Origin of the sequence: Microcoleus sp. B13-B6 (assembly GCF_036705405.1) — a bacterium.
In the GTDB taxonomy this organism is placed as follows: Bacteria; Cyanobacteriota; Cyanobacteriia; order Cyanobacteriales; family Microcoleaceae; genus Microcoleus.
Genome location: NZ_JAUBUJ010000148.1, coordinates 1 through 13,585, shown reverse-complemented (window position 1 = coordinate 13,585; position 13,585 = coordinate 1). Strand labels below are relative to the sequence as shown.

The following is a 13,585-nucleotide window of genomic DNA, read 5'->3' as shown; positions in this document are numbered from 1 at the left end:
CGGCCTAAACCTTGCCCCCCTTTTCCTCTCGCCACTGACCTGACTACAGGTACAGTGGGAGTCTCCAAGGGGGAATACAGATGAATGAAGTTTTAGATTTTTGGTTTGGTCGATCGCACTCTCCTGAGTTTGGCAAAGTCCACAAGAAATGGTTTGAAAAAGATGCGGATTTTGATGCCCAAGTGCGCTCGCGCTTTCTGCCGCAATACAAACTAGCCGCCTCCGGTAAACTCGACTCATGGCAAGATTCCCCCGACAACTGCCTCGCATTAATTATACTGCTAGATCAATTTCCGCGCAATATGTTTCGCGGAACGCCTCAAGCATTCGCCACAGACAGCAAAGCTTTAGCCACCGCCGAATACGCTGTTAATAATAAATTCGATCGCCAATTGCTGACTGTACAAAAATTATTTGTTTATCTGCCTTTTCAACACAGCGAAAATTTAGAAAACCAGCAAAAATCTGTCGAACTATTTCGCCAACTCAGCGGCGAACCTGACAGCGATTCACTCATTGAATACGCGATGCAGCATTTAGAAATAATCGAGCGTTTTGGGAGATTTCCGCACCGCAATCAAATTCTCGGCCGCGAAACAACTCCCGAAGAAGCCGAGTTTCTCAAACAACCCGGTTCGGGATTTTAAAGCGCGATCGCAAAACCTCGATCGTTCTGATATATTCGAGACTTGTAGAGGCGGTTTTAGCGCGCAATCAGAACCAACAGCCATCTCTTTACAAAACCCGCCGCAACCCAGCGAATCTCAAATTGAATAGTGAAATTATGTCCGGTCGAGCGACCCCGATTTTGGTAGGGGCGGGTTCACCAACAATACCTGCCAATAATTGACCATCTCAAAAACCCGCCCCGACCGGGATATTATGGTTAATCGATCGGACATGATATGAAATTAGAAAAGAAGATAAATTCTTGATTCAACAAAAAGTATACGAGGGTGAAGAATTTATCGATCGCCCAATCCTCAGCGGCGATACTGCACCCGATAAATCCGGTTATTCGCTTCCTCAGTAAACAGCAAACTCCCGTCAGGTAAAACCAGCAAACCAACCGGCCTCCCCCAAGTTTTCGGGCCCGACGGATCTGTGAGAAAACCAGTCAGAAAATCCTCATAATAACCTTGAGGGCGTCCGTTCCCCGCATTAAAAGGTACAAACACGATTTTATAACCAGTTCCAGCGTTCCGATTCCAACTGCCGCGAAACGCCACAAATGCGCCGTTGAGAAATCTTTTGGGAAACGTTTTGCCGTCGTAAAACTGAAGCCCCAAAGCGGCCGAGTGCGCCTGAAACAGCACGTCTGGCATTAATGTTTTAGCAGCTAAATCAGGTCGATCGCTATTGCCATTTCTGGCGTGGCGCGGGTCGAGCAAATTCGGCTTAAAATAAGTGTAAGGCCAGCCGTAAAACTCACCTTGACGAATTCTTGTCAAGTAATCCGGCACCAAATCATCTCCCAAACCGTCGCGTTCGTTGACAGTCGTGTAGAGTTGATTGGTTTTTGGGTGAAAATCCAATCCTACCGGGTTTCGCAACCCAGAAGCAAAAATTTGCTGGTTCTTGCCGTCCAAATTCATGACTTGAACAGACGCCCTCGGCAGCGGTTCGACATCGGCATTAGACTGCGATCCAACTGAGACGAAAAGCTTGCTATTGTCGGGGGAAACGACAACATTTCGCGTCCAGTGTTGGTTGTATCCACCGCCCGGTAAATCGGCAATTTTTTGACCAGTACCTGTCAATTGTTCCTGCCCTTTTGTGTAGGGAAATCGGCGGACTTCAGCGGTATTTCCGAGGAAAAAATAGCGATCGGCAAAAGCCATGCCAAAGGGAATATTTAACCCGTTTTGGGCACTTGCAAAAGTCTTGCGAACCTCAGCAACCCCGTCGCCGTTGGCATCTCGCAACAGCGTAATCCGATTCTGCCGGGTTTCTGTTACCAAAACATCGCCTGTAGGCGTCACAGCTAGCCATCGGGGAGCGTCTAAATTGTCAGCAAAAACGTTGACGACAAAGCCAGGAGGCACTCGCAGCACTGGCGATGCGGGAATTGGTATTACTTGAGGAGGTTTTGAGGCGCTTTCGCTGGCTCCTGGCTGCGGCAAAGCAGTTGCAAAAATACGGATTGGCTGCGGCGACAGCGGTTTGGTCGGTACAATTTGATTTGTCCCAACATTTGTCACCGGTGCACGGGAGGGAATTTGCGACACGGCGCCGTTGTCGCCCACAGCAGGGGCGATCGCATCTGTAGCTCGATCGCACGCAATCATCGGCAACAGCAGAATTAGCAGCAAGAAATGCAGGTAATACATAGCAGCGATTTCTCCACAATTGCTGGACAATTCTATTATTCTAACTGCTATTAAACAGCTAAGCCACCGCGCAGGCGGTGGCTTAATTTTATTTACTGATACCAGTTGTACAAAACAATGCAATTGTAGGCCAGCGATCCAAACCTTGAGCTCGATCAGTCAATCGATTTTAGATTTTAGATTTTAGATTTTAGATTTTAGATTGAAGAACGCGACCCCACGAATGAATCCGGGGGCCCCGGATCAAATTGCTTGATTGTCATTGCCAATTCCCAATCGAAAATCCAAAATCAAAAACCGAAAATAGTATAGCCTAGCTCTACCAAAGTCCTCTCACAGGAGCCGGACGAGGAGCCGGAGCCGGAATTGGACGGGGAGCCGGCATCGGAGCCGGACGAGGAGCCGGACGAGGAGCCGGACGCGGTGGCGGTTCTGGAGCCGGACGCGGTGCTGGTGCTGGGGTTGCGGGACGAGCAACCGTTGTGGCTACGACCTTATAATCGGGGATCACCGCGATATTTTGTATCTGAGATCCGGCGACGGTGGCTCTGACTTTCATTCCCGGTACTAGGCCAATAATTCTCAGGACGCATCTTTGAATCCTGAGAGTCCTGTACGGCGCGTTTTCTTCGCGAATAGTTACTACATCGCCGACAATATCTTTGACAAAACCGACAATGGTTGTAGTGTTTGCTGTGGTGGTGGTCTGCGTTTGGGCTATTTGATTTGCAGGGTTAGCCATCGCAGGATGTACTGAGACCGCCGAAATTAGCACCGACAGTGTTGCACCTGTCAATAATTTGATGTTCTGAAGACGCATTGAAACCTCACATTAACTGCTATTCAGGGTTGGGTTTGCTTCCGCTGCACGAAAGTCCCAACTTCTATACCTAATCCAGTTTAATCCCCAGAGTAGGAAATTTATGACAATCTCAAAAAAAGATTATCGAACAAGTATTGAAAGACTAAATTTTACATCATAAGTTCCCGATTTACAACAAGTTCAGCGGTTTGCATCTCTAGAGTGTTGCCGTGATATATTGAGTTTATTCGAGCGACCGTAGCAGTTTTTTTCCGCAGACCTAACTGTTGCTGGGAGGAACTCTACCCAAAGACAGATTGTGCTTGCCGGATACTGCAGCGCCATAGTTTGAATACTCGATCGCCCGCTGGTCATTGCTAAAAAATCAAATTAGTCGGAGGTAAAATTTAATCATTTTCTGGCAAGATGTACGCCTAAACCGGGTTTTGTAACGACATTCTATTGCGGAACTCGACTGAGCAGCTTATAAAAACCTTGTTGTTTTGGTATTATTGCCTAAGCTTTGTGTTGAGTTACAAGTGATCGGTGGTGGAATTTCAACTAAAAACTGTGCAGCGCAGTTGCCGTCATTCGATTTTAGATTTTAAATTTTAGATTTTAGATTGACACCACGGATAAATCCGGGGGCTTGAGGATGCAAGGATTTTGGATTTGGGATTGATTCCACGGATAAATCACGTGGCGGGTACCACCTTTGAAATTCTTGGTCAAAAAGCCATATCAAAATTTTTCGGATCGGGTGCGGTTGGCGGATAATTAGATAGGAACTTTGTAGGAACTGCTGGTTAGGAGTTTAGCGAACAAAAAAATGGTGAACAGCAAATTTTTATTTAATAAGCTAGTTGTGCTTAGCTTGAGTGCAGCCGCGCTGTCGGTCGGCATACAGCAGCAGGCGACGGCCGAAGTTGTGGCTAATTCAAGTAATAGTGCGATCGCAGCGCAGCGGCCCACATCCGAGACACAATTGCCGAATCTCGGAGCCCCAGAACTGCCGCCCTTGGGAGAACCATTTCGTTATCTTCCCCAGGAACCAAATCCTGCGGTAAATCCTATTGAGGAAGTGCGTTTAGTGCTGAAATTGCGAGAACGCCGCGTCTATGTTTACCGACAAAATAAGGTGCAAACCAGTTTCCCGGTTGCTGTGGGAAAAGGCGGGTGGGAAACTCCTACCGGCAATTTTAAAGTTATGCAAATGATCAAAGATCCCGTTTGGCAAAATCCTTGGACAGGAGAACTTATTCCTGCTGGGCCAGACAATCCATTAGGGAGTAGGTGGATGGGGTTTTGGACGGATGGCAAGAATGTGATTGGTTTTCATGGTACTCCGAATCCAGAGTCGATCGGGGGGGCGGCTTCTCACGGCTGTGTCAGAATGTTTGACAAAGACGCACAGGCTTTATTTGAGAAAGTCGCAGTTGGCACACCGGTGATTGTTGAGCATTAATTATTTCGAGGTTGGGGTGCATCAAAATATCCAGGAACAGGCAAGATGCCTGTTCCACAAAAATTCAATACAGGCAAGATGCCTGTTCCACAAAAATTCAATTTTCTTGTGGGGAGTAGGGGTTGGGCAGGAGATCCCGCCCATGAAAGACTAATTGATAATGCAGCTATTGGGTGAGTTAAAACTTACATTTTGCACCCCTCTCAGCAACAGGCTTTCCGGCCTGTTCCACAACAAAGAGTTATATCATGTCCGGTCGATTCCCTCCGCTTCGCTTCGCCCGAAATCAGGTAGGGGCGGGTTCACCAACAATATCTGCCAATAATTGACAATCTCAAAAACCCGCCCGGCCGGGATATTATGGTTAATCGATCGGACATAATATTAAATAGATTGCTGATATTTTTCCAGCAACTCCGGGATGTAATCGTAGCCATCAACACCGATCGCCGGAATGATATTCCCTCGACTTTTCGCCAAAGCTTGTTTAAAAGATTCCGCCCCCATTTGACCCCGCAAAATTGTCAACAAACCAGCCGATTGACGCCACTCCATCGCACCAATTTGCTCCAAAGTATACATCCCCAAACTGCCCGCAAATATCGCTTTTTCTAGTGAGTTGATTCTGTAATAAGCTTGAGCCAAGTAAGCCAAATTCAGACCTTGCAAATATAAATCCCCTGAGAATTGAGCCGCTTGCCAACCTTTGAGCAAATATTCGATCGCACCTTCAGCATTTTCCAGGGCGATTTTAGCAATACCGAGACTGCTGGAACAAAAAGCTTGACTTTGCCTGTCTCCCAATCTTTCCGATAGCAACAAACCTTGTTCCAAATAACCGATCGCACTCTCATAAACCTCTGGTTCCACTTCCTCCAACTGCCGCGCTTGAAACACTTCACTGTAACCCAAATTAGCGAGAGCATTTGCCTCGCCTTGTCGCTCTCCCGCTTGTCGTGCCATAATTAAAGCCCGCTGGCTGTAATTAATCGCTTCCTGATAATTTTTTTGAGCCACATAGTTGCGGCTGATGTGATTGAGATTGGCAACTTCGCAAGCTTTGTCTCCTTCGGTACGAGCAATTTCCAGCGCTTGCTTGTGCAGCAAGATCGATCGCTCGTAGGCCCCAGCCGCCTGCATCGAATAACCCAAAAGCGTCAGAATCCGAGCTTTTGCTTGAGTGCCTTCAACTCGGCGCAGCGGTTCGTCTAAATAATCCAAAGTATGCCGCAGAGCTTTACCATCAAAGGAAGCGAAAATCCCCCCGTAAAGTGGAAAGTATTCTCGCTGAGAAAAAGCGCGCAAAATTTGCAAAGTTACTTGAAAACAAGCATTTGCCAACTGCTCGCCGCTCTTGGTAGAATTATTAAACCCACTAGCTAGCTGACTCCAAATTACCGCAAAAGTAATGTAAGTAGAAATTGAAGCTTTTGTTGACACTTTGGAATCGTAAACTTGCTTGTCAAACCATGTCGCCAACGCCCGCTGCAAGCACTGCAAAATAATCGCCACTTCCACCAATATGCCTAAATCTAAATTCGATTGCTGGGCTGCGAATTGAACTACAGATTCACCGAGCGCAATAGTCTTCAAAAGAGCCTGGGGAAAGGGACTGTTAACTTTTTTTGCCCAAAAAGCCCAAGGCCCATTTTCTTCGGGACTACCGGCAAATCCTAGCTGCTGCGGCTGATAAATCCAGCCCACAAGTTCCGGTTCCAAACGCTGCCAAGATTCTAAACCTTTAGCGATGCCGACGGTGATTTGCTGCAAATCTTGTTCGGTTTCGGGATTAGAAGTTTGCAGCATTTGTTGGTGCAGAGATTTTGCCAATTGCTGCAATTGAGCGAGAGTCAGCGGATGTTCTTTATTCGGATCGATTACTTGTAATAATGCCAGGAGGCGGGCGTTAGATTCGGCGGTAACGATTTGTTGGATTGAGGATGCAATTGCGCGATCGACGCGGTTATCTTTCTGCCAGCGTTCCCATTCTCCTTGGATGGTTTTGAGCGCTCGGAGGCTGCGATTTGCCTTTGCTTGTTTGATTTCGTCTTTTTCATTTCTGAGTTGATTTTCGGCGGCATCAAGGCGTTCGCCGAAACAGCGTTCAAATATTTCGCCAGTACCGGTGCTAATGTCTTGCACCAGCATTTGATAAACTTGTTCTTTGGAGCGAATTTGACCTTTGAGGGTGATTTCGACAATTTTGTCGATTAGTGCTAGGTAGCGATCGCGCAGTGAGGTAGATTCAGGCATAATTTATTTTTAGTTAATAAGTTTTTATCGACACCGCAGACAGTATTTCGCGCTGCTACTTAATTTTACAGCTCATCTGGATTAATGCCCATTGCTCGCAGTCGATCGGCTAAACGATTTGCTCGCTCTCTTTCTGATTCAGCTCGTTGCCTTTCAAACTCGGCTCGTTGCCTTTCTGATTCAGCTTGCTGTCTTTCAATTTCAGCTTGCTGCCTTTCAAACTCGGCGCGTTGGCTTTCCAATTGAGCTCGCTGTCTTTCAAATTCTTCTGGAGTCAGAATCAAATTGCCATTAATATCATACCAGCGCAACCACAACCTTTGATTTTGCAGGAAAGCACCTTCCCACAAACCCAAACTTAACTGTATTTCCGGTATCCAAAATCGAGAACCTGTTAACACTTGTTCGCGGTAACGGTTGCCAATTAACCGAAATACCCTCAATTGGTTGTTGTATTTGCTAAAAACAAAGTAATAAGGAATCTTCAAAATTATTTCGTAAACCTGCCACTTAGTCGGCGGTTTGTTTGGTTCTGATTCTGTCAGTCCTAAATCTTCATCTTCCGTACCAGGTGACAGAAATTCGATCGCAATTAAAGGAGTTACTGCTTCGTCCCAAATCACGTAACTTTGGCGCAAGTCTCTGTCTTGGTAAAATCTCGAAACCCCCACAACTAAATACCAATCGGGTCTTTTGTACCAATTGGGATGGTTGGAGTCGTAGTATAGATTGAGATCGCTGGCCGAGAAGAGGCGATCGGGTGGATAATTAGAGGGGAGGCAGCTATCGCACAAAAGTTGTGCTTGCCACCGATGATATTCGTCAGGCAAACCTGGTTCCTCCGGGTCTTCACTGGGTAGATCGTACATCGTAGGGAGGACTTTTGTCTGGGAATGCTGCGAATCCGGTACGTACATCGTCATAAGATTACCCGGGCGAGACGGCTTGAGGAGATTGAAGCGGTACGGCAATTGTAATATTATAGCGCGATGTGATTTCTTGCTGCAGAAAGTCGGTATCTTTTGCACCGGGAATTTTATCGAGATAGCAATTTTTTACTGCTAACAGAAAGCCTGCGATCGCTTCTGATGAATTTGGGGAGTCGGCTACCTTCAATAAATATTGCCATTAACTCTCATCTTGGTCGTTAATATCTAGCGGTGCAATCGCTGAGTTTATCCTCTGTTCCGCTGCGGTTTATTGGGTTTAAATAGTGCAGCCTTAACTCAAAAAAATTAGCTGGTGAATGGCCGTCTGTTGTGCCTTCTTTCTTGGCAATGAGTGGGTTGCCAGAAAGTTGGGCTAGCAAAACGGTGATGTTTCTGTCGCCGGCTATTTCGGTTTTAAGGTTTCGTAGATTTTGAGCAGCCGCAGTGGGTTGATGGCAAAGTTTCCCAAGAGGACAAATATGTAAATTCCCCAGATGTAGGCATTTTTGGGAAGTGATTTGATGAAGGGGCGATTGCTTTGTTCAGCTTTGAGAGCATTGATGTATAGCCTTTCTCAGAAAGATGAGGTACTCATGGGCATAGGCCTCCGGGGGCATAGGCCTCCGTGGGCATAGGCCTCCGTGGGCATACCTCACCACGCTTGAGAACCGCTATATACACGGAGATTTGCGATCGTTGATTGTGAGCAATTAGCTTCAGGTTGTGCCAAAATTTTCAATGCTGATTCTAGGTTTGATACAGCCTGATTTAACTCCGGTGAAGTTAGCGTCTTTGCTTTTTCTTGAAGGTGAAGAGCAATACTTAGCAAGACAGGGGCCGCAGGGCTACGCACATTTGCATCGGAGTCTTTCAGCAGCGGAACTAGCTGCGGCACAACAGTTTTAGCTTCTGCACCAATCATCCTCAAAGCAGAGGCTGCACTACCTACGCACATTTGGATTGGAGTCTTTCAGCAAGACAATTAGCTGCGGCAGTGCAGTTTAAGCTTTTGCACGGATTTTATTCAAAGCAGAGGCTGTACTACTACGCACATTTGGATTGGAGTCTTTCAGCAAGACAATTAGCTGCGGCAGTGCAGTTTTAGCTTCTGCACCAATCATCCCCAAAGCATTGGCTGCACTACTACGCACAGTTGCATCTGAGTCTTGAAGCAGGGAAATTAGCTGTGGCACAGCAGTTTTAACTTCTGCACGCATCCTTGCCAAAGCATAGTCTGCACGGCTACGCACAGTGGCATCGGAGTCTTTCAGCAACAGAATTAGCTGCGGCAGTGCAATTTTAGCTTCTGCACCGATACTTCCCAAAGCATTGGCTGCACGGCTACGCACAGTGGCATCGGAGTCTTTCAGCAACAGAATTAGCTGCGGCACAGCAGTTTTAGCTTCTGCACCCATCCTTCCCAAAGCATAGTCTGCACGGCTACGCACAGTTGCATCGGAGTCTTTCAGCAACAGAATTAGCTGCGGCAGTGCAATTTTAGCTTCTGCACCCACCGACACATCTGAGTCTTTCAAGGTTTTGACAAAGGCAGGAATAGCAGGAAAACCAATTTGTCTTAGAACCTCAGCAGCACTCTGGCCGACTGACAAATTCTGATCCTGCAAAGCTTCCATCCAATCAGGGATGGCGGGTTCACCTATTTTTCGTAACAGCTTAATAGCTGCATCAAGTGCCGTTTCATTGTTACTCTTTAACTTGTCGGTGAGGGAGGCAATCTGTTTGGGATTAGCTGTGGGTTCCTCCCCAATTCCACCCGCAGCATTGCGAGTCAACAGCAAAGGCGATGTGAAAGATAGAAACGAGAGGGCAATTACGGCAGCTAATCTTTGTCGGCAGTGCTTCGTCATGGGCTAGAATCCTTGTGTTTGATGAGCCGTCTCAGCCATTGGAATAATTGTGTATACATTCTCATCAAACTGTTTCAGGACTCCGGGGCATCTAAATTTGTGCTTGTCCGTGGTGAAATCGATCGCCCTAAATACTGCTTGAAAAGGGGGACTTTAAGAACATTCGGCAGTCTAAGGCATAATGAGATATCTTATATTCGTTCTATGATGTGTTTATGATTTCCGAACCCCTTACCCTCTCAACAAGCAATCCTGTTTTAGCAGCCAAAGGATTAACTCGTCGTTTTGGTGGTTTAATTGCGGTAAACGACGTATCTTTCACAGTTCAAAAACACGAAATTTTTGGATTAATCGGCCCTAACGGCGCGGGCAAGACAACTCTATTTAATCTCATGACTGGACTGATACCTGCTTCTAGTGGCAACCTGATTTATCAAAATGAAAATATTTCCCAATTGAAGCCTTATCAAATTGCCAATAAAGGTATTGCCAGAACTTTTCAAAATATCCGGTTATTTGGGGAACTTTCTGCTGTGGAAAATGTGGCGATCGCCCGACACATCCATAGTCGATCGGGCAATCCAGTTTTATCGGTGCTGGCGGGGATTTTCGGCTTGCCAGCATCTAACGCAATGGAACGCACAACCCAGCGGAAAGCCTTAGAATTGTTGGAGTTAGTCGGATTGGGCGATCGCGCGGGCGAACAAGCCAAAAACTTGTCCTACGGCGACCAGAGGCGCTTAGAAATTGCCCGCGCTTTAGCCCTAGAACCGCAAATACTCTTGTTAGATGAACCGGCAGCGGGGATGAATCCCAATGAAAAGCACAAATTAAGCGAATTTATCCGCGAAGTACGACAACAATTCAATTTAACTGTAATATTGATCGAGCATCATGTACCGCTAGTTATGGGATTGTGCGATCGCATTGCCGTCTTGCATTTCGGTCAGCTTATTGCCTTGGGCGAGCCTGCTGTTGTGAGGAATGACCCGGCTGTGATTGAGGCTTATTTGGGAGATGAAAAATAACTAAGGAAACCCGGCGATTGGAAATCGCGTCTACACAAACAATGTCCGCCTACGCGGACTAAGAGTAATATTAAAAAATCACATATTGCACCATTATTACACATTCTGTAGGGGCGGGTTCACCGACAATAATTGCCTAAAAATAACAATCTCATAAACCCGCCGCCACCCAACATTAAATCGCAATGTACCTCAAACTCAAAGTCACAGAAAATGCACGAAAGCCCACCCAAAATATCTCAAAATATCCTCTTAGAACTCAAGAATCTTTCGGTAAATTATGGTGGCATTCAAGCCATACAAAATATTAATCTCACGATTAATGCAGGCGAGGTTGTCAGTCTCATCGGTGCCAACGGTGCGGGCAAAAGTACCACATTGAGAGCGATTTCTAAAATAGTTAATTTGCGACAAGGACAAATTATTTATAACGGGCGCGACATTAGCCGCCGCCAAGCTCACGAAGTTGTGAAATTGGGAATCGCCCACAGTCCAGAAGGGCGGCGGGTTTTGGCGCAGCAAACGGTGTTAACTAACTTAGAATTAGGGGCCTATATTCGATCGGACTCGGCGGCAGTAAAAGCCGATTTAGAGCGCCAATTTGAGATATTTCCGCGCCTAGCAGAAAGACGCCGCCAGCTAGCAGGAACTCTCAGCGGTGGGGAACAGCAAATGCTGGCGATCGCCCGCGCGTTGATGTCGCGCCCCAAACTGCTACTATTAGACGAGCCTAGTTTAGGCTTAGCACCCGCGATCGTCAAAGAAATTTTCGGAATTATTCACAACCTGCGTTCCACAGGCGTTACAATCCTTTTAGTCGAACAAAACGCCAGTTTAGCACTGCAAATTGCCGATCGGGGTTACGTGCTAGAAGCTGGTAACATTACTCTCACAGGTATGGGAGCGGAGTTGCTAAACGACGAGCGAGTCAGGAGCGCATATTTAGGATGACTTGGTTAATTTTAGGACTCTTGACCGCTTTTTTTGAAGCCGTCAAAGACGTTTTTGGGAAACAAAACCTCAAAAAAAGTGACGAATATGTCGTCGCTTGGTCTCTCTCATTTTTTTCAGTCATCTTTTTGATTCCCTGGGTATTATATACAGGAATTCCGCCATTAAACTCTCAATTTTGGCTTGCCCTATTAATCGGAGGTAGCATCAACGCTGTCACATCCCTCCTCTACATCAAAGCCATCAAAGTATCAGATTTATCCCTAACACTACCGCTGGTAGCTTTGACACCATTATTCATGTTGGTAACTTCACCGTTAATTGTCGGTGAATATCCCCAACTTTTTGATTATATTGGCATTTTACTAATCGTAGGAGGCTCTTATTTATTAAATATAAAAGAGAAATCAAAAGGATATTTAGCCCCATTCAAAGCACTGCTGAATGAACCAGGACCCAAATTGATGTTAATCGTCGCATTACTATGGAGTATTGCCTCAAATTTTGACAAAATAGGAGTTACAAATTCATCCCCTATTTTTTGGGTATTCTCTTTGTTTGGTACAATCAGTGTCTTGCTACTGCCAGTTTTATTGCACAAAACCCCAAATTCAGGGCGAAAAATTCTCAAACAATTACCAATGCTAGCTGCTATGGGGTCTTTCAATGCTATTGGAGTGCTTTTTCAAATGCAAGCTTTGACATTAACTTTGGTAGTGCAAGTGATCGCGATTAAGCGTACTAGCGTGTTAATGGGTGTATTATTCGGTCATTTCATTTTTAAGGAAAAAGATATTCAACAAAGATTATTAGGGGCCGGAATCATGATTTTGGGAGTTTTATTTATCAGTTTATAGTTTGAGATTTCCGGGACTTTGACCACGAATTTATTGAGGGTATTCGCCACGTGATTTATCCGTGGAATCAATCCAAAATCGAAAATCGAAAATCACTTATTGCCCCCGCATTTATCCGTGGGGTAAATCTAAAATCTAAAATCTAAAATCTAAAATCGATTGACGCTCATTCTCCCCCCGAATGTAGGGGCGGTGCCTCCGTGCCCGCCCTCTCTCGGTTTGCCGGGAATGTCCGGGTTGGGAAACACGCTCTAGCCTCTATTTATGTATAAGTCATGTTATACTCAAGGCGATCGCACTTTCTCTCACTATTTATTAAAATAAAAAAAATTAATGCACAAAATAGCAGCCACGCCCGGAGGTTGGAACCCTCAATCAGAAGGAGTAATTTTTATTCAGCAAACCCCTGCACCAATAGTATTTATTAGTGCTGCTGACACCGACATTCAAACTCTCGCAGCCGCCGCATCCAAAATGCCGGCAAATTTTCCCAAAGTGCGCGCAGTAAATCTGCTTCAGTTGCAGCAACAACTAACAATTGATACTTATGCAGAGGAAGTTTTAGAACGCGCCGAGGTCATAATCTTAAGACTGTTAGGAGGGCGTTCTTATTGGTCTTACGGCTTAGAGATTCTGCGGGAAACAGTGCAGAAAACTAACGCAGCACTGATTGTAATGCCGGGAGAAGACAGTCCCGATCCCGATTTAATCAGTCATTCCAATGTATCGCTGTCAGCAGTCAATAAACTGTGGCGCTACTTCACAGAAGGCGGAGTCCAAAACTTTGTTAACGCACTCAAATTTGCCGCCGATACTTGCCTGAAAACTGCTTATAATCCACCGCTACCTCAAACAGTCTCCCGCGTCGGAATTTATGATTGGATCGGGCGCGGGGAGGAGTGTTTTGAAACTTTACCACCAGATTCAGAGCCCCCTAAATCCCCCTTAACAAGGGGGACTTTGACAACTTCTTGCCCCCCCCTTATTAAGGGGGGCTGGGGGGGATCTCCGGGTTTACCACCAGATACAGAGCCCCCTAACTCCCCCTTAACAAGGGAGACTTAGACAACTTCTTGCCCCCCCCTGATTAAGGGGGGCTGGG

13 protein-coding genes and 1 pseudogene are annotated in these 13,585 nt (G+C 46.1%); 7 read left to right on the top strand and 7 right to left on the bottom strand.

The genetic code is table 11. The features are described from left to right. Positions 1–80 precede the first annotated feature (80 nt). Positions 81–647, top strand: a complete 567-nt coding sequence (locus QUB35_RS36185; RefSeq protein ID WP_333147479.1) for a DUF924 family protein — start codon at positions 81–83, stop codon at positions 645–647. 336 nt (positions 648–983) lie between these two features. Here the strand turns inward: QUB35_RS36185 and QUB35_RS36180 are convergent, their stop codons facing one another. Then, positions 984–2,330, bottom strand: a complete 1,347-nt coding sequence (locus QUB35_RS36180) for a PQQ-dependent sugar dehydrogenase (protein WP_333147476.1) — start codon at positions 2,328–2,330, stop codon at positions 984–986. A 319-nt stretch (positions 2,331–2,649) separates the two neighbouring features. Then, the gene (locus QUB35_RS36175; protein ID WP_333147474.1) at positions 2,650–3,150 is read right to left on the bottom strand and encodes an autotransporter; all 501 of its coding nucleotides are present in this window, start codon (positions 3,148–3,150) and stop codon (positions 2,650–2,652) included. Positions 3,151–3,961: 811 nt separating this feature from the next. Between QUB35_RS36175 and QUB35_RS36170 the strand changes: the two genes are divergently transcribed. Continuing rightward, positions 3,962–4,597, top strand: a complete 636-nt coding sequence (locus QUB35_RS36170; protein WP_333147472.1) for a L,D-transpeptidase — start codon at positions 3,962–3,964, stop codon at positions 4,595–4,597. A gap of 45 nt (positions 4,598–4,642) precedes the next feature. Then, on the top strand, positions 4,643–4,774 hold the full coding sequence (locus tag QUB35_RS36165) for a hypothetical protein (RefSeq protein ID WP_333147470.1): 132 nt from the start codon (positions 4,643–4,645) through the stop codon (positions 4,772–4,774). Positions 4,775–4,981: 207 nt separating this feature from the next. On the opposite strand, the gene QUB35_RS36160 is transcribed toward QUB35_RS36165, so the two are convergent. The 5 genes from QUB35_RS36160 to QUB35_RS36140 form a co-directional block, all read right to left on the bottom strand. Continuing rightward, entirely contained in the window at positions 4,982–6,850 is a 1,869-nt protein-coding gene (locus QUB35_RS36160; RefSeq protein ID WP_333147468.1) for a tetratricopeptide repeat protein, read from the bottom strand. Between the two features lie 65 nt (positions 6,851–6,915). Next, the gene (locus QUB35_RS36155) at positions 6,916–7,773 is read right to left on the bottom strand and encodes a Uma2 family endonuclease (RefSeq protein ID WP_333147465.1); all 858 of its coding nucleotides are present in this window, start codon (positions 7,771–7,773) and stop codon (positions 6,916–6,918) included. A gap of 4 nt (positions 7,774–7,777) precedes the next feature. Beyond that, positions 7,778–7,966 carry a hypothetical protein gene (locus tag QUB35_RS36150; RefSeq protein WP_333147463.1) on the bottom strand — a complete coding sequence of 63 codons (189 nt, stop codon included), beginning with the start codon at positions 7,964–7,966 and terminating at the stop codon, positions 7,778–7,780. Positions 7,967–8,431: 465 nt separating this feature from the next. Continuing rightward, a complete protein-coding gene (locus QUB35_RS36145) occupies positions 8,432–8,734 on the bottom strand; it encodes a hypothetical protein (protein ID WP_333147461.1) in 303 nt (100 codons plus the stop codon). A gap of 46 nt (positions 8,735–8,780) precedes the next feature. Then, positions 8,781–9,647, bottom strand: a complete 867-nt coding sequence (locus QUB35_RS36140) for a HEAT repeat domain-containing protein (RefSeq protein WP_333147460.1) — start codon at positions 9,645–9,647, stop codon at positions 8,781–8,783. A gap of 215 nt (positions 9,648–9,862) precedes the next feature. Here QUB35_RS36140 and QUB35_RS36135 point away from each other — a divergent pair, with 215 nt between their 5' ends. The 4 genes and pseudogenes from QUB35_RS36135 to QUB35_RS36120 all read left to right on the top strand — a co-directional run. Next, a complete protein-coding gene (locus QUB35_RS36135; protein ID WP_333147458.1) occupies positions 9,863–10,675 on the top strand; it encodes an ABC transporter ATP-binding protein in 813 nt (270 codons plus the stop codon). A 213-nt stretch (positions 10,676–10,888) separates the two neighbouring features. Continuing rightward, positions 10,889–11,626: an ABC transporter ATP-binding protein gene (locus tag QUB35_RS36130; protein ID WP_333147456.1), complete on the top strand. Its 738-nt coding sequence runs from the start codon at positions 10,889–10,891 to the stop codon at positions 11,624–11,626. Then, positions 11,623–12,483, top strand: coding sequence for an EamA family transporter (locus QUB35_RS36125; RefSeq protein WP_333147454.1), 861 nt, complete (start codon positions 11,623–11,625; stop codon positions 12,481–12,483). Before QUB35_RS36130 ends, QUB35_RS36125 begins: the two co-directional genes overlap by 4 nt. Before the next feature lie 333 nt (positions 12,484–12,816). After that, a pseudogene (locus QUB35_RS36120) lies at positions 12,817–13,365 on the top strand (cobaltochelatase subunit CobN); the annotation flags it as partial. Positions 13,366–13,585 lie beyond the last annotated feature (220 nt).

Bases quoted from the DNA above. Each gene is read 5' to 3' on its own strand.
- QUB35_RS36175 (WP_333147474.1), bottom strand. From the start codon at position 3,150: ATGCGTCTTCAGAACATCAAATTATTGACAGGTGCAACACTGTCGGTG.
- QUB35_RS36140 (WP_333147460.1), bottom strand. From the start codon at position 9,647: ATGACGAAGCACTGCCGACAAAGATTAGCTGCCGTAATTGCCCTCTCG.
- QUB35_RS36135 (WP_333147458.1), top strand. From the start codon at position 9,863: ATGATTTCCGAACCCCTTACCCTCTCAACAAGCAATCCTGTTTTAGCA.
- QUB35_RS36130 (WP_333147456.1), top strand. From the start codon at position 10,889: ATGCACGAAAGCCCACCCAAAATATCTCAAAATATCCTCTTAGAACTC.
- QUB35_RS36125 (WP_333147454.1), top strand. From the start codon at position 11,623: ATGACTTGGTTAATTTTAGGACTCTTGACCGCTTTTTTTGAAGCCGTC.
- QUB35_RS36145 (WP_333147461.1), bottom strand. From the start codon at position 8,734: ATGTGCGTAGGTAGTGCAGCCTCTGCTTTGAGGATGATTGGTGCAGAA.
- QUB35_RS36185 (WP_333147479.1), top strand. From the start codon at position 81: ATGAATGAAGTTTTAGATTTTTGGTTTGGTCGATCGCACTCTCCTGAG.
- QUB35_RS36165 (WP_333147470.1), top strand. From the start codon at position 4,643: ATGCCTGTTCCACAAAAATTCAATACAGGCAAGATGCCTGTTCCACAA.
- QUB35_RS36170 (WP_333147472.1), top strand. From the start codon at position 3,962: ATGGTGAACAGCAAATTTTTATTTAATAAGCTAGTTGTGCTTAGCTTG.
- QUB35_RS36155 (WP_333147465.1), bottom strand. From the start codon at position 7,773: ATGACGATGTACGTACCGGATTCGCAGCATTCCCAGACAAAAGTCCTC.
- QUB35_RS36160 (WP_333147468.1), bottom strand. From the start codon at position 6,850: ATGCCTGAATCTACCTCACTGCGCGATCGCTACCTAGCACTAATCGAC.
- QUB35_RS36180 (WP_333147476.1), bottom strand. From the start codon at position 2,330: ATGTATTACCTGCATTTCTTGCTGCTAATTCTGCTGTTGCCGATGATT.